The 25,554-nt window shown below is 69.9% G+C and carries 22 protein-coding genes and 3 pseudogenes; 11 read left to right on the plus strand and 14 right to left on the minus strand.

Features of this window, described 5'->3' with window-relative positions; all coding sequences use genetic code 11:
- The first annotated feature begins 171 nt into the window (after positions 1 to 171).
- Positions 172 to 612 (plus strand): type II secretion system major pseudopilin GspG, encoded by a 441-nt coding sequence (gspG, locus tag MFF61_RS13850; RefSeq protein WP_238235694.1) that lies wholly within the window; start codon positions 172 to 174, stop codon positions 610 to 612.
- Between the two features lie 303 nt (positions 613 to 915).
- On the plus strand, positions 916 to 3,255 hold the full coding sequence (gene gspD / locus MFF61_RS13855) for a type II secretion system secretin GspD (RefSeq protein ID WP_238235695.1): 2,340 nt from the start codon (positions 916 to 918) through the stop codon (positions 3,253 to 3,255).
- A gap of 10 nt (positions 3,256 to 3,265) precedes the next feature.
- On the opposite strand, the gene MFF61_RS13860 is transcribed toward gspD, so the two are convergent.
- From MFF61_RS13860 to MFF61_RS13870, 3 genes are read right to left on the minus strand one after another with little or no spacing between them, the layout of a single operon-like run.
- Positions 3,266 to 3,787, minus strand: coding sequence for a hypothetical protein (locus tag MFF61_RS13860; RefSeq protein ID WP_238235696.1), 522 nt, complete (start codon positions 3,785 to 3,787; stop codon positions 3,266 to 3,268).
- A complete protein-coding gene (locus MFF61_RS13865) occupies positions 3,784 to 4,308 on the minus strand; it encodes a GspMb/PilO family protein (RefSeq protein ID WP_238235697.1) in 525 nt (174 codons plus the stop codon). Before MFF61_RS13865 ends, MFF61_RS13860 begins: the two co-directional genes overlap by 4 nt.
- Positions 4,308 to 5,375, minus strand: coding sequence for a hypothetical protein (locus tag MFF61_RS13870; RefSeq protein WP_238235698.1), 1,068 nt, complete (start codon positions 5,373 to 5,375; stop codon positions 4,308 to 4,310). The genes MFF61_RS13865 and MFF61_RS13870 overlap by 1 nt, the downstream gene beginning before the upstream one ends.
- Positions 5,376 to 5,513: 138 nt before the next feature.
- Here MFF61_RS13870 and MFF61_RS13875 point away from each other — a divergent pair, with 138 nt between their 5' ends.
- The 3 genes from MFF61_RS13875 to MFF61_RS13885 all read left to right on the plus strand — a co-directional run bounded on the left by MFF61_RS13875 (position 5,514) and on the right by MFF61_RS13885 (position 9,720).
- Positions 5,514 to 7,244, plus strand: a complete 1,731-nt coding sequence (locus MFF61_RS13875; protein ID WP_238235699.1) for a GspE/PulE family protein — start codon at positions 5,514 to 5,516, stop codon at positions 7,242 to 7,244.
- Complete coding sequence (locus MFF61_RS13880) at positions 7,245 to 8,459, plus strand: type II secretion system F family protein (protein WP_238235700.1); 1,215 nt, start codon at positions 7,245 to 7,247, stop codon at positions 8,457 to 8,459.
- Between the two features lie 445 nt (positions 8,460 to 8,904).
- Complete coding sequence (locus MFF61_RS13885; protein WP_048444039.1) at positions 8,905 to 9,720, plus strand: IS5 family transposase; 816 nt, start codon at positions 8,905 to 8,907, stop codon at positions 9,718 to 9,720.
- Here MFF61_RS13885 and MFF61_RS13890 read toward each other — a convergent pair.
- From MFF61_RS13890 to MFF61_RS13920, 7 genes are all read right to left on the minus strand, one after another.
- Entirely contained in the window at positions 9,717 to 10,403 is a 687-nt protein-coding gene (locus tag MFF61_RS13890; RefSeq protein ID WP_135417729.1) for a hypothetical protein, read from the minus strand. The genes MFF61_RS13885 and MFF61_RS13890 overlap by 4 nt on opposite strands.
- A 175-nt stretch (positions 10,404 to 10,578) precedes the next feature.
- A complete protein-coding gene (locus MFF61_RS13895) occupies positions 10,579 to 11,385 on the minus strand; it encodes a type IV secretory system conjugative DNA transfer family protein (RefSeq protein ID WP_238235701.1) in 807 nt (268 codons plus the stop codon).
- A gap of 78 nt (positions 11,386 to 11,463) precedes the next feature.
- A protein-coding gene (locus MFF61_RS13900; RefSeq protein ID WP_085985393.1) for an IS5 family transposase occupies positions 11,464 to 12,230 on the minus strand; the annotation gives its coding sequence in 2 pieces (ribosomal slippage) (positions 11,464 to 11,918 and positions 11,918 to 12,230; 768 coding nt in all).
- 48 nt (positions 12,231 to 12,278) lie between these two features.
- Positions 12,279 to 13,088, minus strand: a complete 810-nt coding sequence (locus MFF61_RS13905; protein ID WP_238235702.1) for a type IV secretory system conjugative DNA transfer family protein — start codon at positions 13,086 to 13,088, stop codon at positions 12,279 to 12,281.
- Positions 13,089 to 13,142: 54 nt separating this feature from the next.
- Positions 13,143 to 13,697 carry a hypothetical protein gene (locus tag MFF61_RS13910; RefSeq protein WP_048444041.1) on the minus strand — a complete coding sequence of 185 codons (555 nt, stop codon included), beginning with the start codon at positions 13,695 to 13,697 and terminating at the stop codon, positions 13,143 to 13,145.
- 83 nt (positions 13,698 to 13,780) lie between these two features.
- A complete protein-coding gene (locus tag MFF61_RS13915; RefSeq protein ID WP_048444042.1) occupies positions 13,781 to 14,527 on the minus strand; it encodes a P-loop NTPase family protein in 747 nt (248 codons plus the stop codon).
- On the minus strand, positions 14,527 to 15,054 hold the full coding sequence (locus MFF61_RS13920; RefSeq protein WP_048444043.1) for a hypothetical protein: 528 nt from the start codon (positions 15,052 to 15,054) through the stop codon (positions 14,527 to 14,529). Before MFF61_RS13920 ends, MFF61_RS13915 begins: the two co-directional genes overlap by 1 nt.
- A gap of 314 nt (positions 15,055 to 15,368) precedes the next feature.
- Between MFF61_RS13920 and MFF61_RS13925 the strand changes: the two genes are divergently transcribed.
- The 3 genes from MFF61_RS13925 to MFF61_RS13935 are packed head-to-tail and all read left to right on the plus strand — an operon-like array spanning position 15,369 to position 18,970.
- The gene (locus MFF61_RS13925) at positions 15,369 to 15,665 is read left to right on the plus strand and encodes a hypothetical protein (protein WP_048444044.1); all 297 of its coding nucleotides are present in this window, start codon (positions 15,369 to 15,371) and stop codon (positions 15,663 to 15,665) included.
- Entirely contained in the window at positions 15,662 to 18,607 is a 2,946-nt protein-coding gene (gene mobF / locus MFF61_RS13930; RefSeq protein ID WP_048444045.1) for a MobF family relaxase, read from the plus strand. The genes MFF61_RS13925 and mobF overlap by 4 nt, the downstream gene beginning before the upstream one ends.
- 9 nt (positions 18,608 to 18,616) lie before the next feature.
- A complete protein-coding gene (locus MFF61_RS13935) occupies positions 18,617 to 18,970 on the plus strand; it encodes a FitA-like ribbon-helix-helix domain-containing protein (protein ID WP_238235703.1) in 354 nt (117 codons plus the stop codon).
- Positions 18,971 to 19,038: 68 nt separating this feature from the next.
- Here the strand turns inward: MFF61_RS13935 and MFF61_RS13940 are convergent, their stop codons facing one another.
- Positions 19,039 to 20,265: an IS701 family transposase gene (locus MFF61_RS13940; protein ID WP_238235811.1), complete on the minus strand. Its 1,227-nt coding sequence runs from the start codon at positions 20,263 to 20,265 to the stop codon at positions 19,039 to 19,041.
- A 125-nt stretch (positions 20,266 to 20,390) separates the two neighbouring features.
- Here MFF61_RS13940 and MFF61_RS13945 point away from each other — a divergent pair.
- Positions 20,391 to 20,543, plus strand: a pseudogene (locus MFF61_RS13945) (transposase); the annotation flags it as partial.
- A 58-nt stretch (positions 20,544 to 20,601) separates the two neighbouring features.
- Here MFF61_RS13945 and MFF61_RS13950 read toward each other — a convergent pair.
- Positions 20,602 to 22,014 carry an ISL3 family transposase gene (locus MFF61_RS13950; RefSeq protein WP_048444046.1) on the minus strand — a complete coding sequence of 471 codons (1,413 nt, stop codon included), beginning with the start codon at positions 22,012 to 22,014 and terminating at the stop codon, positions 20,602 to 20,604.
- Positions 22,015 to 22,320: 306 nt separating this feature from the next.
- Here MFF61_RS13950 and MFF61_RS13955 point away from each other — a divergent pair.
- Positions 22,321 to 22,503 (plus strand): annotated as a pseudogene (locus tag MFF61_RS13955) (IS5/IS1182 family transposase); the annotation flags it as partial.
- Positions 22,504 to 22,751: 248 nt separating this feature from the next.
- Here the strand turns inward: MFF61_RS13955 and MFF61_RS13960 are convergent.
- A complete protein-coding gene (locus tag MFF61_RS13960) occupies positions 22,752 to 23,780 on the minus strand; it encodes an IS110 family RNA-guided transposase (protein WP_048444047.1) in 1,029 nt (342 codons plus the stop codon).
- Between the two features lie 74 nt (positions 23,781 to 23,854).
- Between MFF61_RS13960 and MFF61_RS13965 the strand changes: the two are divergent.
- Positions 23,855 to 24,193: pseudogene (locus MFF61_RS13965) on the plus strand (transposase); the annotation flags it as partial.
- A 260-nt stretch (positions 24,194 to 24,453) separates the two neighbouring features.
- On the opposite strand, the gene MFF61_RS13970 reads toward MFF61_RS13965, so the two are convergent.
- Entirely contained in the window at positions 24,454 to 25,482 is a 1,029-nt protein-coding gene (locus MFF61_RS13970; RefSeq protein ID WP_048444048.1) for an IS110 family RNA-guided transposase, read from the minus strand.
- Between the last annotated feature and the right edge of the window lie 72 nt (positions 25,483 to 25,554).

Genomic DNA, 25,554 nt, shown 5'->3' on the forward strand with positions numbered 1-25,554 from the left:
GTTCCTGCTGGTGGGAGAACCTCGTCGCGTCAGCGCCTCACTCTGGGGAAGAATCCATAACGATTTCCCAATCCCTCTGCGTCAGGGTCGCCTGCCGCGAATGCAGTCAGGGCTTCTTTACGAAGAGACGCCATCGTGCCGGGGATCTCACGCTCGTCCGAGGGCCGCACGATGTCCATCAACACCAGGGCCTCTAGGAAGCCGCAGGGGAAGGAAGCCGGGTTCTCGCTGGTCGAACTGCTTGTGGTCCTGGCGATCATCGGCATGATTGCCACGATGGTGACGCCGCAAGTGCTCGGCTATCTCGGCCGCGCCAAGGGCGAGACGGCTCGCATCCAGGTCAAGAACATCGCGCAGGCGGTCGAGTTGTACTACCTCGATCTCGGCGCCTATCCGTCGATGCAGCAGGGCCTTCAGGCGCTGGTGCAGCCGACCGGGCCGGCGTGGCGCGGCCCCTACGTGCGGGATGCGCGGGGCCTGACCGATCCCTGGGGGCACGCCTATCTCTATCGGTCTCCGGGCGCGGGAGGAGCCCCGTTCGAGGTCTACAGCCTCGGCGCCGACGGGCGGGCCGGCGGCCAGGGCGATCATGCCGACGTCGCCAGCAACTGAGACCGGCGGTCCTTATCCAATGAAAGCCGGTTCTGGATTCCTCATCGGATCCTTGATCCGGCGCCGAACGATCGAGATGTCCAGCGGGCGCGATCTCCCGCGTCCGCCCGACCGTAGATCGGTCGCCTGCGTGCCTCATCTCACGTAGCGTCTTTCACGCTCTTCCCTTGGGATCGCGGAAATCTTCCCCAGGTGTCTGACGCGCTTCAACCTCTCGTTAACCATACCGCCGATACCGTTCGGCCAGCGTGGACGGTCACAGGGGACGGCGAGGTGGTGGCTAGAGGTGCGCCCGTCCTCGCCTTGGCGCTTATCTGTGGCTGGCCGCTGTTCGCCCGCGGCGCCGAACCGATCGGCGAGATCGGGACCCGGGGGCCGCGGGGACTGGTTCTGCGCGGGACCGACCGCCTGATCGGCGGCGAGGAGCCCGTCCGCGCGCCGATCCCGGGCGGTCCGGTGCGCCTCGACCTCGTCGAGGCGCCGCTGCCGGTCGCCGCCAAGGCCGTCCTCGCCGACACGCTCGGATGGGGCTACACCCTGGACGAGCGGGCCTCCGGCACGATCACCCTTCAGACCGGCGGCCCGATCGCCCGCAAGGCGCTTCTGCAGATGTTCGAGGCCGCGCTCGCGAGCCGCGGCCTGTCCCTGCGCCGCACCGGGCGGATGGTCCAGATCGGACCGGTGGGCGGTACCCAGGAGATCCGTCCGGTCCGGGCACCCGGCGCCGAAGCGGGCGCGGTCGCGGTGCCGCTGCGATGGATCTCGGCCGCGGAGATGCAGTCGATCCTGTCCTCCGTGGCGCCCCGCGAGGTGGTGCTGCGGGCCGATCGGGCGCGCAACCTGCTGATCCTCTCCGGCGATGCCGCGCAGATCCGGACGCTGCGCCAGACCATCGCGGTGTTCGACGTCGACTGGATGCGCGGCATGTCGACCGCGATGCTGCCGGTGCGCAGCTCCAACCCGGCGGTGCTCGCCCGCGACCTGACGCAGATCTTCGGCGGCGAGACCGCCGGCACCGGAGACGTGATCCGCTTCATCCCCAACGAAGCGCTGAACGCGGTCCTGGTGGTCAGCTCGCGCGCCGTCTATCTCGACCGCGCCCGCGCGCTGCTCGAACAGCTCGAATCCCTCGCCGCCGACCGCGAGCGCCAGCTCTTCGTCTACCGGATCCAGAACCGCTCGGCCAAGGACCTCGCCGCCGTGCTGCAGGGCGTCGTGATGGCCGAGATGGGGGGCGCCTCCGGCCTGGCCGGAATGGGCGGCGGCTTCGGCGCCTATGGCGGCGGGGCCTCGGCGGTGTCGGGCGGCTATGCGGCGACCGGCGGGTTCGGGACGGGCCTGCTCGGGGGCAGCGGACCCGGCGGGGCCGGATCGTCGGCAGGCGGAGCCTCGGGCGGCGGACACTGGGCCGGCGGAACCGCGGGCGGCGCCGCCTCCGCGGGCTCGGGCTGGGCCGCGGCCGGCGCCGGCGACCCAGGGTCTGCCGGTGCGGGCTATGGCGGAGCGGGCGGCGCCGGAGGCGGGCTCGCGTCGCCGGCGCTCGCCAGCGCGGGCGGCCTGCTCGCCGGCGGGTACGGCGGCTCCGGCGGCGGCGGGTACGGCGGAGGGTTCGATCCGGCCTACCCGGCCGCCGGCGGGATGCGGCGGGACGCGATCGGCATCGTCGCCGACGACGCCAACAACAGCCTCGTGATCTCGGCGACGCGCAACCAGTACGACAAGATCCTGCGCATCCTCGGCCGCCTCGACGCGATGCCGACGCAGGTCTTGCTCGAAACCGTCATCGCCGAGGTGACGCTCAACGACGAACTTGCCTTCGGCGTGCAGTGGTTCCTCAAGGAGCGCGGCAGCCGCCTCAACCTCGGCAGCGTGGACACCGTCAACGCGGCCAGGGGCGTCGGCGTCGGCGGCACCGGCGGCCTGATCGCCGCGGCGGCCCGCGGGGTGCCCGGCTTCAACTACCTGCTCGGCGCCGCCGACTTCAACGTCGTGCTCAACGCGCTCCAGAGCGTGACCCGGATCAACGTGATCTCGTCGCCCAACATCACGGTCCTCGACAACCGGACCGCCAAACTCCAGATCGGCGATCAGGTGCCGATCATCAAGCAATCGGGCCAGAGCGCGCTGACCGCCGGCGCACCGATCCTCAACCAGATCGAGATGAAGGACACCGGCGTGATCCTCTCGGTCACGCCGCGGGTGAACAAGAACGGCCTCGTCGTGCTCGACATCAACCAGGAGGTCAGCGACGTGGTGCCGACCACGACCTCGCAGATCGACTCGCCGACGATCCGCCAGCGCCGGGTGGCGACGAGCGTCGCGGTCAGCGACGGGCATAGCCTCGCCATCGGCGGACTGGTGCAGGAGAAGGGGCAGATCCGCAACGAGAACCTGCCGGTGCTGAGCGACCTGCCGGTGATCGGTTCCGCCTTCCGCAACCGGGTCGATCACCGGGTGCGGACCGAACTCCTGGTGTTCATCCGCCCGCGGGTGATCCGAGGCACCGCCGAGGCCGACCGCATCGCCGAGGACTTCCGCCAGCAGTTCAAGGCGATGATGCCGGTCCGCCCGGTGCTGCCGCCCGCCCCGATGCCGAGTGCCCACGAGGGACCCCAGGGCATCCTGCGCCGGATGCTGGATTGAGGGCTGGTCCTTACCGGCGCAGGGCCGGCACCGCCTCCGGCGCAGGGCGGGCGCCCACGGGCAGCAGGGTCGCGGGCGGGCCGAGAAAGACCGCCACGTAGCGGCGTCCGCCCTGGACCAGGTCGACCCGGTCGTGCTCGACCGCCGCGACGCGCCAGTCGCCCCGGCCCTCGCCGCGGGCGAGCCAGACCGGCGTGCCGCCGCCGTCGTCGATGAGCGCGCGGGCGGAAGCGCCGTCGAGCAGGATGCCGCGCACGGTCAGCACCGGCCGCGGCGGGTCGCCCGCCAGGATCTCGCGCGGACCCCTTGCGGTCCAGGGCCGCCGGCCGGGATCGAAGAGCGGCCGGTCCAGCGCGGTCCCGTCCGGAGCCGGCGCGGGTTGCGCGGCCGGTCGTGGCGCCGGCGTCGGGCCGGTATCGATCGGCCAAGCGAAGGCGGCGACCATCGCGGCGGCCGCGAGGCCGCAGGCCGCGCGCGGCCCGCGTCCGGTCCCCGCCAGAACTGCGCGCAGACGATGCCGGATCTCGGTCACGGCGCGGCGCTCCGTGGGCCAGGCGCTTGAAGGAGGACGCCTCGAACGGTCAGGTTCAGGCGCAGGACGGTGGCGCGTCCGATCTCGGGATCGGCCGGGCGCTCGATGCTGAGTTCCGCCTCCTCCGGGACGACGAGCGGGCCTTGCGTCTCGAGCGCCTGCATCAGGCCGTGCAGCCCTTCCGCGCTGCCGCGCAGGGAGGCGGACAGGCGCGGCAGGGTCGGGCGGTCCGGGTCGGCCCGCAGGCCTGCCCCGTCGACCACGGCGACGTGCTCGGCCGCGAGGGCGTCGAGCCGGGCCTGGAAGGCGGCGACCAGAGCGCCCTCGTCCGCGGCGCTGAGCGGGACCGGCGCCGGCGCCGCGGCGGCGGCGCGCGCCCGGGCCAGGCGGTCACGGGCGACGCCGATCGCCTCCGCCGCCTCGACGGCGTCGCGCACCGGCCCGACCGCGAGGACGAGCGCGACCCCGAGCCCGGCCAGACCCAGCAGCAGCGGTTTTCCGCCGGCGGGAAACCCCGCCATCATGGCCGCGCCCCGTCGCGCAGGCGCGGCAGCGCCACGACGACGCGCTGTCCGCCCTCCGCCGGGGCCGCCTCGCGCAGGACGGGCGCGCCGAAGCCCGGCAGCCGGGCCAGGGCCGAGACGGCCGTGCCGGCGTCCGGCGCGAGCAGCGTGAGTTCCAGCCCGGCGGCGGTCACGCGCAGGACCTGCGCCGAGACCGCAGCCGGCAGCGCCGCCGCCAGCGCGTCCCAGGTCCGGGTCAGGGGTGGTCCGCGCTCCGCCAGGATCGCGGCCGTGCCGGCCTGGACCGCCGGCGGCCGGCCCGCGGCGGCAGCCAGCCGGGCGCCCGCGAAGGCCTCGTCGAGGGCGGCGAGCGTCGCCGCCTGATGCTGACGCAGGCCGACGAAGGCCCCGAGCAGGAACAGGGCGGCGGCGGCCGCGAGCAGAGCGTTGCCGGATCCGCGCCGCAGCCCCGGCAGGGTGTGGTGCCCGCCCGACAGCAGGTCGACCGGCATGCTCCGGTCCTCGCCCGCCCCGACCGTCACGATGCCCACGGTGAGCCCCGCCTCCGCGAGCGCCGACAGCAGCGGGGCCAGACGGGCGCGCTTCAGCACGACCTGACGCACCCGCAGCATGCGGGTCTCGGTGTCCTCGCCCTCGACGTACCAGTCGCTGAACACCTGATCGGCGCTGAACGGGGTGGCGGCTTCCAGTTCCTGCGCCAGCACCGCCCGCATCCGCGGCAGCGCCGCGCTCGGCAGCTCCAGGGTGCGGATGAAGCAGGCAGCGGGATCGACGATCACCTTCGCCCGCAGCGTTGGACGGCCGCCCCGGATCGCCGCGAGCCGGTCGGCGAGGTCGTCGGCCGCGCCGTCGAGGCGGTAGGTCCGGTCCTGCCCGTCGCGCCGGTCGATCAGCGTGAGGCCGGGCTCGCCCGGCGCCCCGAGCCGCAGCGTCAGCTGCGCCGGGTCGCGGTCGATGCGGGCCTCCGTAAAGCCGAGGGCGTGCGAGACGGCATCGAGCCCCTGCCGGAACGCGGTCTGGACGGGGGACGGGCGGTCCGCGGACCGGACGGATGGCGCGCGCAAGGGGTCGGCTCCGGCGCCCGGGTGTCGTCCGGGCGTCTCCGACCGGTCTAGCGCCGCGGTGTTTCCGTCCGCTTAAGGATGCGACGCGAGAATGTCGGGTGCCGGCCGGGATGCCGGGGATTCCTCCGGGGTGGGGCGATGCTGAGCATCTGGGGGAGCAAGACCCGGCCGCGGCGCGCGCAGGCCGATCGCCGGGACGCGCCGCGCCGCCGCGGCGACGACCTGCGCGCGATCGTCGATCGCCTCGCCGAGAGCGACGTGCTGGATGCCGCCGGCCACGAGCGGGCGCTCGCCGCCCTCGACGGTCCGGGCCGTCGGTCGCTGCCCCTGCTCCTGACCGAACTCGGCCTCGTCCACGAGGCGACGCTCGTCACCGCCCTGTCGGAGGCGACCGGCCTGCCGATCCTGCGCCAGGAGGACCTGCCGGGCGAGCCGGTGCTGCCCGATCTCCTCGGCCCCGATTACTGCGCCCGTGCCCGCGTGCTGCCGCTCGCCGCGGAGGCGGACCGCCTGGTCGTCGCGGTGGTCGATCCGTTCGAGGCCGAGGTCGCGGACGCCCTCGCACACCTCGTCGACCGGCCGGTGAGCTTGCGCCTCATCGGGCCGGGCAGCTTCGAGCGCGCCCACCGCGCCGTCTACGGCGACCTTCCCGCGGACGGCGAGGCGGCCGGCGACGACGACCTCGCGCGCCTCGCCGACGTGGCGAGCCAAGCTCCGATCGTGCGGCTCTCCGCCCGACTGGTGCGCAAGGCGTTCGAGCTCTCGGCCTCCGACATCCACCTCGAAGCCGAGGAAGCCGACATGCGGGTGCGCTACCGCGTCGACGGCGTGCTCGTCGAGGCCGAGCGCCTGCCGCGCTCGATGCAGCTCGCGCTCACCACCCGCATCAAGATCCAGGCCGGCCTCAACATCGCCGAGCGGCGCCTGCCCCAGGACGGACGCATGCAGGCCCCCGACCGCGGCCAGGAGGTCGACATCCGCGTCTCGACCCTGCCGACCGCCCACGGCGAGAGCGTGGTGCTGCGCGTCCTCGACGGCTCGCGCCGGGTCGAGGACTTTGCGGCGCTCGGCTTCGATGCGGCGGCGATCGGCGCGATCGCCGCGATGACGGGCCGGCCGAACGGCCTCGTCCTCGTCACCGGCCCGACCGGCTCGGGCAAGACCACGACGCTCTACGCGGCGCTGCGCCGGATCAACGGCCCGCACCTGAAGGTCGTGACCGTCGAGGACCCGGTGGAGTACCGGATGGCCGGGGTGAACCAGGTCCAGGCCCATCCGGGCATCGGCCTCGACTTCGCGGCGGCCCTGCGCTCGATCCTGCGCCAGGACCCGGACGTGGTGATGGTCGGCGAGATCCGCGACGGGGAGACCGCCCACATCGCCGTGCAGGCGGCGCTGACCGGCCATCTCGTCGTCTCGACGCTCCACACCAACTCGGCCCCCGCCACCGTGACCCGGCTGATGGACATGGGGATCGAGCCCTACCTGATCGCCGCGACGCTCAATGGCGTGGTTGCGCAGCGGCTGGTGCGCCGGCTGTGCGGGGCCTGCGCCGAGCCGGCCCCGGCGACGCCGCAGGAGCGGCTGCGCCTCGGCATCGCCCCGGAAGTCCCGCTGAGCCTCAAACGGGCCCGCGGCTGCCTGGCCTGCAACGGCACCGGCTATCGCGGCCGCATGGTGGTCTCCGAGATCATGACCCTGGACGGCTCCTTGCGCGGGCTGATCGCGGGCCGCGCCGACGAGCAGACGCTGACGGCCCAGGCCCGTGCCGCCGGCATGACCGGCCTCGGCGACAGCGCCCGGGCGCGGGTGCTGTCCGGCGACACCACTCTCGACGAGGTCGGCCGGGTGCTGGAGGGGACGCTGTAGATGCCGCGCTTCGCCTACCGGGCCTATGCCGAGGACGGGCGCTCCCGCACCGGGCGGATCGAGGCCGAGACGCGCCAGCGCGCCGTGGCGCTGCTGCGGGCCGACGGGCTCCAGGTCTACGCGATCGAGCCGGAGGCGGCCGGGCCGGCGCCGTTCTGGCGCCGCGACCTCTTCGGCCGCGACCGGGTCAACGACGCCGCCCGCGTCGCCTTCCTGCGCGAGTTCGGCACGCTCGTCGGCGCCGGGCTCACTGTCGACCGGGCGCTGCGCCTCGTCGCGCGCCAGGCCGGCCCGGCGCTCAGGCCCGTCCTTGCCGACCTGCTCGAACGGGTGGTCGCCGGCGCCTCCCTGTCGCGGGCGATGGCCGCCCACCCGCAGGCCTTCCCGCGCGACATGGTCGACATCGTGCGCGCCGGTGAGGCCACCGGCACCCTCGTCGACGTGATCGGCTCGCTCACCCGCTCGATCGAGCGCCGCGACGCCGTGCGCCGCCACCTCATCTCGGCGATGATCTACCCGGCCCTCCTGGTGCTGATGGCCCTCGGCACGGTGGCGATGATCGTCGGCGTGCTGGTGCCGGCGCTGGCTCCCCTGTTCGAGGGTACCGGACAGGCGCCGCCCTTCGCGATCCGCGCCGCCGCGTGGTTCGGCAACACGGTCTCGGCCCTCTGGCCGGTCCTCGCCGGCGCCCTTGCCCTCCTGGTCCTCGGGCTCGCCCGGGCGTGGCGCCTGCCGGCCTTCGCGGCGGCGAGGGCGCGCCTCGCCCTGCGCCTGCCGCTGATGCGCGAGATCGTCGTCGGTCTGGAATGCGCCCGCCTGTGCCGGGTGCTCGGCACCCTGCTCGCCGCCGAGGTGCCGGTGCCGGACGCGGTGGCGGCGACGCGTCCGCTGGCGGGCAACCAGCTCTTCCGCCGCGCCCTCGACGAGGCCGGGCGACGGCTCGTCGAGGGCGGCAGCCTCGCCTCCGGGCTCGCCTCGCTCAAGCCCTACGCGGCCTCGACCCTGAACCTCATCGCCAGCGGCGAGCAGGTGAACCGCCTCGGCAGCGTCCTCCTGCACGCCGCCGAGATGCACGAGACCGAGACGCGCCAGCGGATCGACCGCCTGCTCGCCCTGCTCACCCCCTTGGTGACGGTCGCGATCGGCGGATTGATCGGAGGGCTGATCATCTCGGTGATGGGCGCGATCCTGAGCGTCGGCCAGCTGACCCAATGATGAGACCTGTGCGCGAAGCGCTCGATGCATGACATCTTGGGCTCAGCCGGCACGGAGAGCGACCATGAGTGGTGCTCTGCGCAGCCGCGCGCAGGTCTCGCCACACCGCAGGGCGACCGTGCGAGAAGGCGAATGTCCTGAATGGGCTGGGTGGAAAAGTGGCTGGGGCGCCAGGATTCTCACCTAAGCGGCAGCCCGCGTAAGTCGTTGACTCAGCAGCACTAAACGGCGTTACAGCTGCGTTGTCATACATTGATGTGCGACAACGTGCAACTCGTCGTTGGCTCAATATTGCGGACGTCAGTTCGGCTTGGTCAGCATGTAATGAATGGCCGAATGTGGCCGGCTGAGGTTTGCCCTTCAAAGTCGAATTGGAGCTAACTATGAGGTGTAGTCAGAATTCTAGAGGGTGTTACGGACCTACGAGGGCACCAAATTGGCGGCGATGCAGTCCCGCCGTGCCTACCCCTCCGATGTCAGCGATGAAGAATGGGCGCTGGTCGCCCCCTACCTGACCTTGCTTCCCGAAACGGCCGCTCAGCGCGAGCACAGTCTGCGGGAGGTGTTCAACGGGCTGCGCTACGTCGTGCGCTACGGCGTGGCTTGGCGCGCGATGCCCCACGATCTGCCGCCCTGGCACGCCGTGTATGACCAGGCGCAACGCTGGCTGAAAGCGGGCTGCTTCGAGAGTTTGGTCCACGACCTGCGCGCCGTGCTGCGCTTGGCTTCGGACCGGACCGAGGAACCTTCGGCCGTGGTGCTCGACAGCCGGACGCTCCGCTCGACGCCCGAGAGTGGCGCTCGCGCCGCCTGGGACGGACACAAGCGCACCCGCGGTTCGAAGCTGCACGCGGCGGTCGATACGCTCGGCCAAGTGCTGGCGCTGCATGTCACACCCGCCGATGCCGATGACCGCGCCGCCGTGGCCGCGCTGGCTGATGCCGTGCAGGAGGCCACCGGCGACAGCGTGGATCTCGCCTATGTCGATCAGGGCTACACCGGCGAGCGCGCGGCGAAGGCGGCGGCTGATCACGGCATCGCCCTGGAAGTGGTGAAGCTGCCCGAAGCCAAGCGCGGCTTCGTCCTGTTGCCACGCCGGTGGGTGGTCGAGCGCGCCTTCGCCTGGATGGCCCGCTTCCGCCGCTTGGCCCGCGACTACGAACGCCTGCCGGCTACCCTGGCCGGGCTGCACCTCGTCGCCTTCAGCGTCCTACTGCTCCGCAGGGCTGCCGATTTCGCAGCAGTCCGTAACAGCCTCTAGGGCCCGAAGCGAAGTCTACTCAGGATCTCCTGTTCAGCATAACTACTGTTTTCCTCTAACGATGTTGTGAGTTCATCTAAACGATCCCACCTTTTGGTTTGTTCTCTGAGGGCAGAAGACTGAGAGTGATGCGTGATTCTGTATAGCATCGGCATATCGCAGAACCGAATTACTCTATGTCCTTCTATAAGATTACCACTGCCCAATTTCTTGAGGATTGCGTGGTGTAGGGCGTATGCAAAATACCTTTCCGACCTAGTCGGAAATTTGGTTCCGTAATCCGCAAATAATCTCTCCGCAAACGGAACGCCGGAATCGATTCTGTTTGTGAGGGCTGGGTATATTTTTCCTGATGCTCTAACCATATCGGCAATCTTCATGAAATCGCCGTATGCGGTGTCGACATTAAAATCGCCAAAAATTGCCTTCTCCATGAATACTCCCGAAGCATGGATTAGGATTTGATTTTCAATTGAAATTTCTGAAGTATCAGAAGGAGAAGGGGCAAATATAGATCCTATGTTATAATCTTCATGTATCGCTATATAAGCTGTGCTTATACCTATGCGGCGGTATGCAATCACATGCCCAATTTCATGCATGATTACACCCGATTTAGTCTGATGTTTTGCACTGAGTTCTTCGCGGCTCAACATCAGGAGATTTTTCTTGAAGATTTTCATGGCTCAGACCTTCATTTTACTGTAGTTGACGACACTGCTAATAATTGTGCCATTATAATTCTAATGACAAACGTAGCATTTATCGCGAATTTGCAATTTTATAATAATATATTTATTGTGAATCGATATAATTCAGTTCAATAAGTTTTGCACGTCGTTCAATGTAAGTGCATCATCAGCTTTGTCCGACCGGGGCTACAGAGTTGATCAGACTTAAGAAGCGTGGGTCGGAATGAGCCACGGTTTTGTGCAAGCGGATCGGATGGCGCGGATAAGCGGCACTGTTGGCGAACACCAGAAGCTCTCGGCTCGGCATGCTGGTCAGGGCCTGAGCCGGGACCAACCGCGCGGCCTGCGGTGTCAGGGCAATGCTGCGCTGACCCTGCCCCTCGGCGGGCCGGGTCAGCGTCTCGACCCGGGCGGTGTAGTCGCCGAGCGCCCGCGACCAGCGCTCGCTCGCGTCGGGATCGACCGCCGGCACGTCGAACACAGTCACGATCTCGGCGGTGTTGAGGATGGTGTCGGCCCCCGCCTGCCCGTAGAGGCCGACAATCTGCGAACGGTCCTGCCACAGAGTCCAGAGCGAGGCGCCGTAGCCCGGAAGCTCGGCAGATGCAGTCAGGATCTCGGAGAACCGCCCGAGGGCTGCGGCCTCGTCGATCATCACCAAGATGCGTTCGGCCGGCCGGTTGCGGCGCACGCTCGTGAACAGATCGCTGAGGAACCAGCGCAGCAGCGGCGCCAGCAGATCTTTGTACTCGGGCGGCACCGCCACGAACAGATCGACCCGGCCGGTGGCGAGGTCGGCGAAGTCGAAGCTGGTGGCGCCGACGAGATGGCGTAGGCGCGCGTCGGCGAGCCATTGGAAGGCCTGGGCGCAGGTGGCGACGAGCGGGTCGCGGGTCTTCGGATCGGCCTTGAGGATCTCCAGGGCGCTCAGCGCGGCGGGGGCCGGTCGCAAATGTTCGAGTTGCGCGATCAAAGTATCAGGGTCGGCGATCAGCGCCTGGACCTGTGCGACGCTGCGGGTGCCGCGCTTCAGGGTGACTAGGGCCTGTTGTCACTTGAGCCAATCGAGCGTTGCAGCGAGGCAGAGGACACTGGCGAAGCTGACGGCGGTCTTTTCGTAGCGTGTGGCAAGGGCGCGCCACTCCTTGAGGCGCGCCCATAGCCGCTCGACAATGTTACGGTTGTTGTAGACCCAATCCGGACAGGCGAGTTGCTCCTCGTTGCATTTGGTTGGGATCGCGGGGCGTGCTCCGATGGCCCAGATGTGCTCGCGGAAGCGGTGGCTGGAATAGCCGCGGTCGCCCACCACCCATTTGGGCACGCCAGGCAACCGGTCGAGGAGCGGAATGGCGTGGGGGAGCTCGTGGGCCTGCCCAGGCGCGATGCGGAAGCCGATGGCGCGCCCTCGTCCGTCGGCGATCACGCAGGCCTTGGTGCCATAGCCGCCACGAGAGCGGCCAAGCGCTTCACGATCATCTCGCTCGGCCGCAGATCCCCCCTTTTTGCGGCACCTGCCGCTTTCTGATGAGCCCGCACGTTGCTGCCGTCGAGGAAGGCCATGCCCAGCGCGACGCCGCGCTCCTGCACGCGCTCAAGCACCCGTTCCCACACCCCGGCGCGTGCCCAGCGGATGAAGATCTGTGCCGCTTGCCACCAGGGCCCCAACTCCTCGGGGATGGCTCGCCACTTGGCTCCATTCTGATGCCGCCAGAGGATCGCCGAGATCGTGCGCCGAAGCTCCTTGGGCGGCGTCTTCGCCTTCGGGCGGCAGGCCTCAATCAACGGCTCCAACTCACCCCACTGCGCATCTGACAGCATCACGCCTCCTCACCGGGAAACGAGAAAACGCCAAAATTCGCAATCCGTTCAGGCGACAACAGGCCCTAGGAGTGCACCGGTGATGAGATCGATCGCCCGGTTGCGGAAGTAGGCGGCAGCCTCGCCGTCGCCGCCCGGTTCGGGAAGGAGGGCGGCAGCGGTATGCTGAAGATAGAGCACATCCTCCGGATCGCGGTCAGCAAGGGGATTCCATCGGTCCGTGCCTCCCACGAGGTTCAGCGGATCGAGACAAATGACACGCCTGCCGATGGCGCGGCGCCGCTCGGCCGTAGCCCTGTAAAGTTCGCCCTTCGGATCGAAGACGACCGCGGGCCCGGACCAGGCGTTCGGCTCGGGATAGGCCAGGTTCGGGATCAACGCGCCGGAGGTCTTGCCCTTGCGCGGTGGCGCGATGGTCGCGAGCGTGCCCTGGACGGCGACGCGCACCGCGCGCCCGGTCTCCGGGTCGAGGCCGAGTTCGAGGCCTCGACCCATCGCGGCGCGCTCGGCGGCGGTCGCGAAGCGCGCCCCCCCGAACAGGTCGGAGGCGTCGCGCCGGGGCGCGGCCTTCGATCCGGCGAAGCGCCAGCCGATCATCAAGGCAATCGGTGCGAGCACCGCCATCAGCGTCCAGAAGCCGCTCGCGAACGCCGGCGCGCGGCCGATGAGCATCGCCCAGTACAGTTCCACGATCGCATCGAGCTGCCCGGTGCGCCAGAGCGCGAACCACATGCCCGGGCGCATGGCCTCACTCGGCCAGAGGGTTGGATCGAGCCCGTGCACGACGAGCGCCGCAGTGGGGTAGCCAAGAAGCAGGATCGCGATCGTCAGGACGACGATCTTCAATGCGAAGGACATCGATGGTGGATTCCGTCGATCAGCGGTTTGAGCGCAGGCGAGAGGTCATTCAGCTCAGGGGGCTGTGGCGAGGAGGCTCAAGGGCACGCGCGCCTCCGCGTAGCCGGACTGCGCCACCCAGCTTCGCAGCACACCGTCCGCGCCATCACGGCGCCAAAGCAGTGCGCGGGAACCAGGATCGAGCCGGCCCGCGACGCGCATGCCGTCCGGCATACGCCAGCCGATCGGCTGCGGCTCCGCACCCCGCAGGGTGACCCATCGCTCTGGCGTGCGGTACCAAGCGACTAGTGCCAAGCCGAAAAGCAGTAAGGCACTGCCCAGGCCGAGACCGATTGGCACGAGGCGGTAGGGCAGCCGAGAGCGCCAGATCGCGAGCCGGCTCGCCGTCCCGGCTCGGATCGGCCGATGCGAGGCCTCCGCATTCCGCAGCGAGTCCAACAGCGCCAGGCGGTCTTCCGGCGTGAGTACGGATTCCGCCTCGGCGAGGGCGGCAAAGCGCGCATCGGGTCGCGCCTTTAAAAGCCCGTCAAGCCGACGCTTGCTTACCCGCGCCACCTCCGTCGCCTCGGCCTCGGCCGCCTTAGTGGCGGCAGCGAGGTTGTCCCGCACCGTCTTCGCCGTCGGTGATCCCGAGGCAGATGGAGCCGAGGCGGGCGGGCCCGCGGGGCGCTTCGGTGGAATGGCCACGAGGCTCAGCCCTCGACTAGCCAGAGAGCCGCGGGCTTGACCGCTTCCATCACCGCGAGGCGGAAGGCGGTCAGGTCGCGCAGCATCCGCCCGGCCTGGGCCGGCGAGGTCTCCTTAGCGAGCCTGGCGCGGTCGAGCTTCGGGATGCCGCGGAGCTGCCCCGCCGTGAGCACCTCGCGGGTGGCGTCCTCTAGCTCGAACGCGCGCAAATGGCTCAGCGTCGCCGCACCTGCGACCCGCTTCAGAATGACGGGATCGATCGCGCCGCGCAGCGCGTTCGCCACCACGAAGCTTGCCGCCGCCCAGTCCTTGGCCGCCTGAAGCAGCTTGCCCGCATCCGCCAGCGACCCTGCCTCGGCCGCGACCACCACGACGAGGCCGAGCTCGATCCCGGCCTCACGCAGCGACGCCGCCTCGTCCTTGAGCACGCCGAGCAGGCTCGCCGAGGAATTGGCCCCGAGATCGACCAGCGTCGGACCGGTCACGCTGTAGAGCGCGTTGACGACCGGGTCGAACTCGGCGCGCGCTGCCTTGCCGCCCGAGGCCTCGATCGCCTCGCGGCTGGCGCGCACCGAGAAGTGGCGCACGCTTCCCGGCTCGTTGTCGGCCTTCGCGGTCTTGAACTCCGTAAGGCGCGGGGTCGATTCGACTTCGAGTATCGGCACGTCGGTGACCGCCTCGGCCAGCCCGCGGGTGATCGTGCTCTTGCCGATGCCGCCGGTTTCCTGAGCGACGATAAGAACGCGGGCCATCACTCGGGGTCCTTCCTGAACAGGTGCTTGTGCTTGGTGACGTGATGATCGCGGATTTCGGCCTCGCTCATGGGCGGCTCGCCGGATTCCGGAGGCGAACCGGCCGTGAGCTCGGGGGCGAGCCGGGCTCGCCGTGCGCCGGCATCGGAGGGCGAAGCCGGCGCGGGCCGGCGCGGTGGCAGTGGAGCCGCGGCGAGATCGGGCCGCATGTCGCGCAGAGCCGCCCGCGCGGCCCGGCGGCGGGCCTGCCGGCGCACGCTAGAAATCACGCCGGTCAGCTGCGTGTCGGTGAGCGGGCGCCCGTCGGCGGTGGCGTAACCCTGTGCGGTCAGGCCGGCGGCAATCTCCTTCCAGGTGCTGCCGGAGGCCTTCAGGGCGAGCAGCGCGTCGAGGTTGTCGCGCACCATCGCCATCAGCCCTGTGGCCGCCCGCCCGCCCGGGGCGAGCGTCATGCCGTCGCGCGCCTTGGCGGAGGCGGCGAGGTCGCGCTTGAGGCGGCTGAGGTCGAGGCGGGACTGCATCGGCATGTACGCCGACCTATCAGGCGGTCCCTTGTCGGCCGGTGTGGTGGGGCCGGCAAATGCCAGGGATCACGGCAAGGAATCGTTAGCGCGCGGCTGCATACGGCAGGTAACGGTTGCATCGCGGCTGGACGCGGCAGCAATACGGCAACCCACGGCCAAGTACGGCAGCGATTACGGCTGGGCCACGGTAGCAGAAGGGATATCACACCACACGCACTGAAGTGGCCCGGCGTTAACCGCGCGGCCGTGTCGGCCTCGCCCAACCGCCTCGTCCGTGCCAAGCCTGCCGTCTCGATCCGCGCGCAGCAGGTACGCCGATGGCCCAGGAGGTCAAGCTCACCGTGACCCTGGAAGCGGCGCTCGCCGCCCGGTTGCGAGCCGCCGCGGCCGAGCGCGGCTGGTCCGCCGAGAGCTTGGCCGTCGAGTGCATCGTCCAGCACCTGGAAGTGGCGATCCGTCACCGCGTCCTAGTCGAGCGGATGGAGCAGATCGACGGCGCCATCCTCGAGATGGCCCAGGCGGTCGGCGAACTCGGTGCGCCGTCGGCCGGCATCGACCTGTCCAAGGTCTGCCGCCTGCACAAGGGCGACGGCGTCGCCGATCCGGCGCCGTGACCGCCTCGCTGCACCGGCTCGGTGCCGGTTCGCCGGCAGCGTCGTACTACACCCACGACAGCCAGCGCGAAGCCAAACCCGACAAGCGGGACGAGTACTACCTCTCGGACGGCGGCGGGGTCTGGTGGAGCAGCGGCGAGACGATCGTGCGCCACGGCGCGGCGATCGATGCAGCCTCGTTTCGCGACCTGTGTGCGGGGATCCACCCAGGCACGGGCAAGCCGCTGGTGCGCGGTGCCGGCCCGGGTCACTGGGCGGGCGTCGACTGCACTATGACCCCCGGGAAGAGTGTGTCCGTGCTTTGGATGGCCGGCACGCCCGAGCAACGCGCTGCGATCGAGGCCGCCCATCGCGCCGCCGTCGAGCGGGCGCTGAGTTTTGTCACCGCGGAGGGCCTCGTCACTGTCCGGACCGGCGCCGGCGGTACCGACCAGCATCGCCCGCGCGACCTGATCGTCGGCCGGTTCGATCACTATACAACTCGTGAGGGTGACCCGAATATTCACACGCACTGCGTGTTCATCAATGTCGCTGGTACGCCTGCAAATGCCGGTGCTGGTCGATACAAGTCCCGGACGCATCTAACCATTGAGCCTGAGCGATTATATGCCGCCCAGCTCGGAGTGGGAGCGGCGTACAGGGCGGCCCTCGCCGAAGGGCTGCGCGAGCGGTTCGGCCTGCAGTATCGCGAGGCCGGACGCGGGCAGTGGGAGGTCGCCGGCCTGCCGGAGACGTTACTCGCGGCCTTTTCCAAGCGCTCGCAGCAGATCCTAGCCTATGCGGGCACGGGCGCCAGCAGCGCCCAGCGCGAGATCGCCGCCTTGGCGACCCGCCGGGGCAAGGAGGAGTTGCCGACCGGGCCGGAGCTGGAGGCACGCTGGCGCGCGGAACTCGCCGCCTGCGTGATCGATCCGTGGCTGGCCGCGCGTCACCTTGAGCGCGACTCCGCCCTCGTGCTGACCGCCGAGCGCGATCGGGAGCGGGAGACCCCGTTCGAGCCGCCCGAGATCCCCGGCGACGGTGCGGTGGCACGCGCCGCCTCGGCCTTGTTCCGGCACGAGAGCGTCGTGGCGCGCAAGGATCTGCTCCAGCGCGCCCTGGAGGTCGCGGGCCTCGCCGGCGTCGGGGTCGACGCCGTGGAGGCGGAGCTCGCCCAGCTCGAACGGGATGGCGCGCTGCTGCCGCTGGCCGACGCCGCGATGGTCCCGGGTGCCAGCGCGTGCTGGACCAGCCCGGGCATCGCCGCTTGCGAGGCGGCGATGCTGCGCGCGGCCGATCGTCCCCTGGAGCGGACCTGGATTACGCCCGAGGCGGTCGAGGATGCGCTGGAGCATGCGCCTCACCTCAGCGCCGAGCAGGGCGAAGCCGTGCGCCACGCCGCCGGTCGGGACGGGGTGTCGCTGCTGCAGGCCGGTGCGGGGACCGGCAAGACCACGACGGCGGCCGCCCTGGTGGCCGCCGCCCGCGGCTCCGGTCTCCGGGTGATCGGCCTCGCCCCGTCGTGGGTGGCCGCCGACGAGCTCGGGCGCTCGACCGGGATCCCGGCGCAGGCGATCGCGCGCTGGCGCCAGGACCGGACGCTGACAGCAGGTCCGGATACCGCCAACCGCCCCGACCGGCCGGCGCTGCTCGACGCCGGTACCCTGGTGCTGGTCGATGAGGCGGGGATGGTCGCGACCCGCGACATGGAGGCCGTGCTGAGCGCGGCCCGGTCGGCCGGGGCGAAGGTGGTTCTGATCGGCGATCGGCGCCAGCTCGCCTCGGTCGGGGGCGCGAGCGCTCTGCGGGCGGTCGCCGATGTGGTCGGGCGCTCTGTGGTGCTCGAACAGGTCCGCCGGCAGACGGTGGAGTGGCAGCGCGCGGCCTCGGTGCTGATGGCGCGCGGCGAGGTCGAGGCGGGCTTGCGCGCCTACTCGGCCCGGGACCAGATCGAGCTGGTCGCCGGCGCCGAGGCTGCGCAGGCGCGCGTGCTCGCGATCTGGACCGAACAGCGCGCGGCGCAGGGCGAGGACGTGCTGATCGTGACCCGGCGCAACGCCGACGCTGCAGCGCTGAATATCCGGGCGCGGGCCGTGCTGCGGACAGAGGGACACCTCGGTCCCGATGTGGTCACCCTGCCGGCGCGCGACCGTGACGACAGGCCAGTGCCGCTCGCTCTCGCTGTCGGCGATAGCCTTCGCATCGGCGAGAGCCTGCCGCATCTCGGGTTGCGCAACGGCAATCGCGCCCGGGTCGAGGGGATCACAGTCGAGCCGGAGGGAGGAGCACGCCTGCGCCTGGCGCTGGAGGATGGTCGCGCGCTGGAGGTGGCGTGGTCGGATCTGGCGCAACAGCCGCGGTTCGGCCGGAAGCGGCCGCAGCCCAGGATCGTGCATGCCTATGCGGGCACGGCCTACGCGGCGCAAGGCCGGACCTCGTCCGCGGCGGTGATGTATGTCGGGGCGGCGACCGACGCGCGCGAGCTCTATGTCGGCCTGACCCGGCACCGGCACGAGGCCAGGGTGGTGGTCGAGCGCGACCGGCTCGACGCCCTGTGCCGGCAACGTCAGGCGGATGCGTGGATGCCGGCCACCGACGCGATGGTGCTGGAGCGCCTGTTCCGTGAGGCGCGGAACTACAGCGAGAAGGCCAACGTAGTCGATCACGCCGCCGACCGGGTGGCTTTCGTGCGGGATGGATCGCTGGAAACGCGCGAGCCCATCGGCCAAGGGGTCGACGTGCCGCGCGTGATGCGCGCGGCGCGGCTTTTACGTGAGGCGATGTCGTGGCTTGGCGTCGAGCCGCTCATCGTGCCGACGTGGCGGCTGGTGGATGCCTACGGGCGTCGTCTGACGCAGGCACCGGCCCGGGCGACGCGCGCTTTGGTCGACGAGCTCGCCCGCCGCCTCGATCGCCCCGATCCGCTACTCGACCGTGAGCGGGGTCGCCACATCGAGCGATGATAAGGCTGAATGCAGAGTGCAAAAAACGATTTCGTTGCCAGCAGTGCTAGCAACGCCTACGATCGGAGCATGGCCGTTTCCCACGCACCCAGCGCGACGATCACGATCGGTAATCTTGACGGGCGGGTGAAGAAGCGGCTTCGCGGGCGCGCTGCTATGAATGGCCGATCAATGGAAGCCGAGGTGCGTTCAATCTTCTCGGACACGCTCGGCACCGAGGCAGTCGAGTCGGTGAATTTGGCGGAAGCGATCCGCCGGCGGGTCGCGCCGCTTCGTGGCATTGAGCTTGAAGATCATCCAGCCATCTCGCTCGGTGAGCCGCTCGGATGGTGCTCTAAGATTACAGTTGCATCCTTCTTCTGAGATGCGCCTGTCGAGCGGCAGCTTGGTGGGCGCGCCGCCAGGCTGACCAGGCGAGCACGAGGGCGGGCTCAATGCGCCGCTGCGCCAGCCGCATCGCCACGCGCCGGATCTCTTGGATGGACCACGGCACCGGCGAGCTTGGCGATGAGCGTCGTTTTTGGGGGCGGACTGTTGGCCAAGTGGCGCACCCGCGCCAGCATCGCGAAGGCCAGCATCACCAAGCTGACGTGCCGGTGCCAGCCGTGCCACGAGCGGCTCTCGTTGTGGGCCAATCCGAGTTCCGTCTTGGCGGTCTGGAACGCGTCCTCGATCGCCCAGCGCCGGCCTTCCACCATCACCAGCTTCTCGACCGGCGTGCCGGCCGGGCACCAGGTGGTGAAGTACGCGAGCGCCCCGTCCGACAGGCTGCGCCGCACCAGCAGGCCGCGCGTCCACAAGCTCTGATCGAGCGCGGCGTCGAGCGCGTCGGCCCGGAGCGTGGCCAGCGGCAGATAGGCCCAGTCAAACAGGCGTGGTCCCTTGATTCCGGCTCCGGCCGAGAGGCGCAGCCAGTCCTGGTCGGGGATGCCCTTGGCGATCTCCGCGGCGGTGCCCGCGACGTCGAGGTGTGCGTTCCAGGACCAGAAGTGATGCTGACCGGTAACGCCCAGCACGTAGCCCTTGTAGGCGCGCCGCAGAGCCAGCTCGATCTCGCCCACGCCGTAGATGCTGTCGACCGCCATCCAGGCAAACGGCACCTCTGCCTGGATGGCCCGCTCGATCATGGTCTGCGCCAGCTGCGGCTTGGTGGCGAACGTGATCGCCTCGGGCACATGCGCTGCTTGCCTTCGGGCTGGATCGCCGGTCCAGGCTTTGGGCAGGTACAGGCGACGGTCGATGAAGGCATGGCCCTGATCCGAGACGTAAGCGGCAAACACCCCGGTCTGGCAGTTGGTGATCTTACCGGCCGAGCCTGTGTACTGCCGGCCCACACCGCATGAGGCTTTGCCCTGTTTGAGAAAACCGGTCTCGTCGATCACGAGAACCGCGTCGGGTGCGGCAAGCGTCTCGACGACGTAGTCACGCACGACATCGCGCAACGCCTCCGCATCCCAGTGCGTGCGACCGAGGATGGCCTGCTGGCGCCAGGGACCCGGGTCCCCGGCAGCCTCAGCCCGCATCCAGCCGGTTTTGCGCCGCTCACCCCCGAGCAGGCCGTCCAAGAAAGCGTTAACCGAGGCGGCGACACTCGGGGCGGCGAACAAGGGGCGGATGCGCTGTTTGGCCTGTCGTAGCGTCCTGGACCAGAGCTCCAGCGTGGATTGGAGCGAGGCTTAGGACATCGCGCTCTCCCATCCGAAACCTCTCAGATAGGAGCCTTTCCCTTCAACTGTAATGCTAAAAGCGTGGGACAAAACTGGTGTGAGTGGGTTGGGAGCGTATGGACGCTCTCGTTCCCGACGACCTGTGGGCAGTGATCGAGCCGCTTCTGCCGTTTGAGCCTGAGAAGCCGAAAGGCGGTCGACCGCGCACCTCGGATCGGGCGGCGCTGGCTGGCATCATCCTGGTTCTGCGCACGGGCATGCAGTGGAAGCTGTCAGCGGGCGTTGAATACTGGTTCTTCCGCACTTCGTGCGGCGCGGAACGACAGGTCAGATCGCTATGAGGGCGCGCTGGCGCAACAGCGCGAAGCCCGCGCGGCCGAACATCGTGCGCTTGAGCATCTTCTGCCTACCGATCTGCCCCTCCACCGGACTCGTCGACCAGGGCGTCGTGATCGTGCCGCGTAACGCGTCCCTGTCGCCCTCGAGGCCGACGGCGAACTTCGCCAGCGGCGTCGCAGCCGCCGCCGCGAACCAAGCCTCCAGGCTCTCGCCCGAGCGCCGTCGCACGAGGTCGGCAAAGCGCGTCGCGACGGCCACGCTCTTCGCCAGATCGGGTGCCTCTACCCGTAAGCGATCGAGGAAGCGGCGATCGTCCGCAACGAGCGTGCTCGGGTCCGCCTGCAGAAGCCACGCCGTCCGGTTGATCGACGGGGGCCGCCATGGCGGCGCGCTCGTCGAGCCGGGCGTGGCGTCCATCACGTCCGTGCTCGCGCGACGCCGCCGCATCGCCCAATCCCGCACCATACGCGGACGGATGTCGGCGCCCGCGTGGATCAGCCCGCGGGCGAGTTCGGCGGCGTTGCGGCAGCCGGCCTGCCAGCGCGCCTCGAGATGATCGCGGTAGGGGTCGAGGATCGTCGGCACGATGCGGCGTCGCTGCCAGGAGGGCGGTGCGTCCTGGCGCAGCCAGACCCGCACCGTCTTGCGATCGAGATCCAGAGCGCGAGCCATGCCGGCCACCGAGGCGCCGGCCTCGGACAGCCGCTTGAGCTCGGAGTGCCGAGCCCGACGCGGCGCGTGCGTCGCCTGCTTCCGAACCTCGATCGCCGTCGGCGGCCGCGCGGCTCCCGCCACAGCCCGCGCCGCCTCGACCTCGTAATCGACGCGCGCACGACCGACGGCGCGGATCACGCCATGATGATGGGCAACGATCGCATGCAGGGCGACGCTAAGGTTACGCAGCAGGTGAAAACGATCGAGCACGTGCTGGGCTTGCGGCGCGCCCGCGCGGGCGCCCTCGGCGAAGACGTCGGCGCGGTCGCGAGCGATGACCTCGATGCCCGGATGGGCGCGCAGCCACGCGGCGACGCTCCCGGCGTCCCGGTCGGGCAGGAGATCGAGGACGGTGTGACGTTCGAGGTCGACGACCATAGTGCCGTAGCTGCGCCCGCGCCGCCAAGCCCACTCGTCGATGCCGACGACGCGCGGCTCGGGTTGCGTCGGCAGTGGCGCCGCACGCACGAGGCGCACGAGGGTATCGCCACTCACCGGCATCGCGAGACGATGCGCCATACGGGCGGCGGGCGCACCACCGAGGGCGAGACCGAGATGGCGCTGGAGCACGCGCAGCCGCTCGGACCGGCGGGCGTGAGAGACGGCGACGTCACCAACGCTCTCGCTGAAGGTCCGCCGCGGACAGGCTGGGTTCGCACAGCGGAAGCGTTGCAGCCGGAGGCGCAGGCGGACGGACCGGCCCTGCTAGGGAAAATCGGCGAGGGTGCGCTCGCAATGACCGTGCTTGCGCCCTGCTGACGATCGACAGGTGGGACAGCGCGTCGGGCTCGGGCGGGGTACAACGCGCACGATGAGCGGGTCGGTCGCCGGCTCGATGCCGACGACGTTCAAGCCATCGGGCACGAGGGGCAGGATACGGCGGGGCATGGCGTCCTCCGGAAAGCCGATCTCCGGAGATGGGGCACGTCACGCCGGCCGGCACACTTCGCCACACGAAGTGCGGAAGAACCAGACTTCGGTGCCCGTTGATAGAAGCACCTGCCGCGTTTTGAGGTGGGCTGCAGCGGCAAAACGAGTTGGCGGCGGCTCGGCACGTGGCAGGCAGCCGGTGTTTGGGCCGCCCTGCACCGCGTGATGATGGAGCAGCTTCAGGACGCCGATGCGCTCAACTGGTCGCGCGCGGCCCTCGACAGTAGGAGCCTGCCGGCAAAACGTATGGCCCGCCCCGTCCGCAAGTGGCTCTGGATCCGCTGGTCTGAGCAGTCTGCATAAACGTATCCGGCCTTCGGGCGAGCCCTTGGCCAAGATGGAGATCCGCGCGTCCTGGGCCTCATAAAGGGGTCGGCGTCGAGCGCCATTTTTGCCGGGAGGCTTCCAGAACACCGATCTACTGTCAGGCCATCTTCCTCTCACCGCTCGCAGACATCGGAAGGCCGGCGCGCGCCGCGCCAGCCAAACTCGGATCAGGCGGCCACGGCCGTCGCCTCGTAGACGCGCCCGTGGCGCAGCAGCGCCCAGACGATGCGCGCCATCTTCGCCGCCAGCGCCACTACCGCCGTGTTGGCATGCGCCCGCGCCAGAAGCCCGCGCAGCCACTGCCCGAGCCGCGTATCACTTTGCCGGAGCGTCGGCATCGCCGCCCGGGCACCCTGGATGAGCGTTTTGCGCAGGTACTTGCTGCCGCGCTTGGTGATGCCGACCAGCCGGGGCTTCCCGCCGGTCGTCACCTGCCGCGGTACGAGGCCGAGCCAGGCGGCGAGGTCGCGTCCGCGGGCGAAGCTTGCCACGTCGCCGATGGCCGCAATCAGCGCGGTCGCATTGAGCGCGCCGATGCCTGGGATGGTGGTCAGCCGACGCGCGTTCTCGTCCGTGCGCGCCTGCTCGGCGAACTCAGCATCGAGCGCGGCGATACGCCGGTCGAGGCCCTGCCAACGCTCGCGCACCTCAGCCACGAGGGTGCGCATGCGCGGTGTGAGCGAGGAGCCCGCTCTTGTGTCGAGTAACGCAGCCAGACAGGCGGCCAGCTTGGCCCGCCCTTGCGCGACGACATGGCCGCGCTCCAGAAGGATGGCGCGGACTTGGTTCATCAGCGCCGTGCGCTCGCCCACGAGCTGGTCCCGGACCCGGTGCAGGGTTTGCACGTCGAGCTGCGCCTCGGACTTGAGCGCCACGAACCGCATCGTCGGGCGGGTGGCCGCCTCGGCGATGGCTTCGGCATCGCGGTCGTCGTTCTTCTGCGCCTTGACGTACGGGCGCACGTATTCCGGCGACATCAGCCGGACCGTGTGTCCCTGCTCTACGAGGGCGCGGCCCATGTGGTGCGCACCGCAGCACGCTTCCATGGCCACGACGCACCCCGGCAGCTTCGCGCCGAAGGCGATCACCGTCTCGCGCCGCATCTGGCGGCGCAGCACGACCCGCCCGCTCGCATCCAGCCCGACAAGGCTGCAGCTGTTCTTGCCCAGATCGATCCCCAGCACCGCGATCGTCATCGTTCCGCTCCATCCCTCATCTCGGCCGCGCTGCAAGCCTAGCAGTGCAGCCCGGTGAGGGGCGGGCCATCCATAAAGGGGGCTCCGCGACGGGCCCGAACCCGACGGACCGGGGCAAGCCGGGGACGAAGCGCCACCTCGTCGTGGACGCCAACGGCACGCCGCTCGGCCTGACGCTGACCGGGGCCAACTGCAACGACAGCCGTATGCTTGCGGCTACCCTCGACGCGGTGCCGGGCGTGCGCACGGGCCGCCGGGGCCGTCCGCGGCGCAGACCGGACAAGCTGCACGCCGACAAAGGCTACGATCATCGTCGCTGCCGGCACGAGTGCCGGGCACGCGGGATCGTGCCACGGATCGCTCGGCGTGGGGTGGAGAGCCGCGAGCGGCTCGGGCGCTATCGCTGGGTCGTTGTTTGATCGCGTTGCAGGCGTCAAGTTGGACGAGAGCGGTCGCCGCCGGATCGTGGTTGTTTCCGCGGTCGGCCCCTCTGACCGCCGCACCATGCGTCTCGAAGCGAGGCTCACCATGTCGAACGCGCGGTCCGGCTCGACACCGGCCGCAAGACCCGACCCCGGGATGGCCCTGCTCGCGTCCCGGCGGGGACGCCCTTGTCCGCCTCACGCTGGCGGAACTCGATGAACGGTACCCGTGCGTGCGTTCAGTACGTGCCTCACGCGGCAGCCGGCGGCCACGGCTGGAACGGTGTTCCCGCTCGCCACATCGCGTGCAACACGACCGCGAGTTTGCGCGCCACCGCGACGGCGGCGTGCTTGAAGCCCATGCGCTCGGCCAGTGCCCGTCCCCAAGTCTTCAGGGCCGAGTCCTGCCGCACGCGCACCAACAGGCTGGCCGCCGCCTCGAACAGGTAGCTTCGCATCAGCCGGTCGCCGCGACGCGAGATCCCGCCCGTCCGGTCGATCTCGCCGGACTGACGGCGGACCGGCGTCAGCCCGAGATAGGCCCCAACGGAGCGTGAGTGGCGGAAGTGCTCGGGCGCCTCGATGGCGGCCGCAAAGCTCGTGGCGACGATGACCCCAACGCCGGGGCAAGTCATCAGCAGGCGGCAGGTCGCATCGCCCCTGGCCAAGGTGATGAGCCGTCGATCCAGGACACCGATCTGGCCGCGCACGGCGCGCCATGCCGCCAAGAGCGGCTCGACGATGACGGCGACGGTCGGACGGGACGCGATGAGGTCTTGCACCCGGATCTCGAAGGCCCGCCCCGCTCCCTTGCCGGCCATCAAACCGAACGTCTTGAGCGTGCTGCGGATCTGATTGGACAGGTCAACCGCTACGCCCATGAGCTGGGCGCGGGCGCCGATGAGGTGGCGCACGGCATGGGCGGCGTAGCTTTTGACGCGGGCCTCGCGGTACCAACCCATGCGTACGAGTTGCGCCAGCGTCTCTGCATCGCGCGCGTCGGTCTTGTTCCGCTGCAGGGCCGTGGCGGCTCGCGCATGCCTCGCATCCAGGCAGACGATGGGCAGGCCGAGCGCCTTGCAGGTGTGGTAGATCCAAGGGGTCAGCGGCCCCGTCTCCAGGCCGACGCGCAGGAGATCGGGGGCGTGACTCCGCAAAGTCGTGGTGAGCACATCCGGATCGCTGGCGCGTTTGCCGCGCCAGACCGTGGCTCCGGTCTCGTCGATAACGTGGATGGCGGTCTCTTCGTTGGAGACATCGAGGGCGCCGTATTGGGGCATGGAGGCGCTCCGATGCAGGTAAGGACGCGGCCATCAGACCGCATCGCGTCACCCTCAGCAGCCTTCAATTCC

The organism is Methylobacterium isbiliense (assembly GCF_022179325.1).
Classification (GTDB): Bacteria; Pseudomonadota; Alphaproteobacteria; order Rhizobiales; family Beijerinckiaceae; genus Methylobacterium; species Methylobacterium isbiliense.

Coding starts and splice junctions, on each gene's coding strand:
- gspG (WP_238235694.1), top strand. CDS start 172: ATGTCCATCAACACCAGGGCCTCTAGGAAGCCGCAGGGGAAGGAAGCC.
- MFF61_RS13865 (WP_238235697.1), bottom strand. CDS start 4,308: ATGGCGGGGTTTCCCGCCGGCGGAAAACCGCTGCTGCTGGGTCTGGCC.
- MFF61_RS13875 (WP_238235699.1), top strand. CDS start 5,514: ATGCTGAGCATCTGGGGGAGCAAGACCCGGCCGCGGCGCGCGCAGGCC.
- MFF61_RS13880 (WP_238235700.1), top strand. CDS start 7,245: ATGCCGCGCTTCGCCTACCGGGCCTATGCCGAGGACGGGCGCTCCCGC.
- MFF61_RS13885 (WP_048444039.1), top strand. CDS start 8,905: ATGCAGTCCCGCCGTGCCTACCCCTCCGATGTCAGCGATGAAGAATGG.
- MFF61_RS13890 (WP_135417729.1), bottom strand. CDS start 10,403: ATGAAAATCTTCAAGAAAAATCTCCTGATGTTGAGCCGCGAAGAACTC.
- MFF61_RS13905 (WP_238235702.1), bottom strand. CDS start 13,088: ATGTCCTTCGCATTGAAGATCGTCGTCCTGACGATCGCGATCCTGCTT.
- MFF61_RS13915 (WP_048444042.1), bottom strand. CDS start 14,527: ATGGCCCGCGTTCTTATCGTCGCTCAGGAAACCGGCGGCATCGGCAAG.
- MFF61_RS13920 (WP_048444043.1), bottom strand. CDS start 15,054: ATGCCGATGCAGTCCCGCCTCGACCTCAGCCGCCTCAAGCGCGACCTC.
- MFF61_RS13925 (WP_048444044.1), top strand. CDS start 15,369: ATGGCCCAGGAGGTCAAGCTCACCGTGACCCTGGAAGCGGCGCTCGCC.
- MFF61_RS13935 (WP_238235703.1), top strand. CDS start 18,617: ATGCAGAGTGCAAAAAACGATTTCGTTGCCAGCAGTGCTAGCAACGCC.
- MFF61_RS13960 (WP_048444047.1), bottom strand. CDS start 23,780: ATGACGATCGCGGTGCTGGGGATCGATCTGGGCAAGAACAGCTGCAGC.
- MFF61_RS13970 (WP_048444048.1), bottom strand. CDS start 25,482: ATGCCCCAATACGGCGCCCTCGATGTCTCCAACGAAGAGACCGCCATC.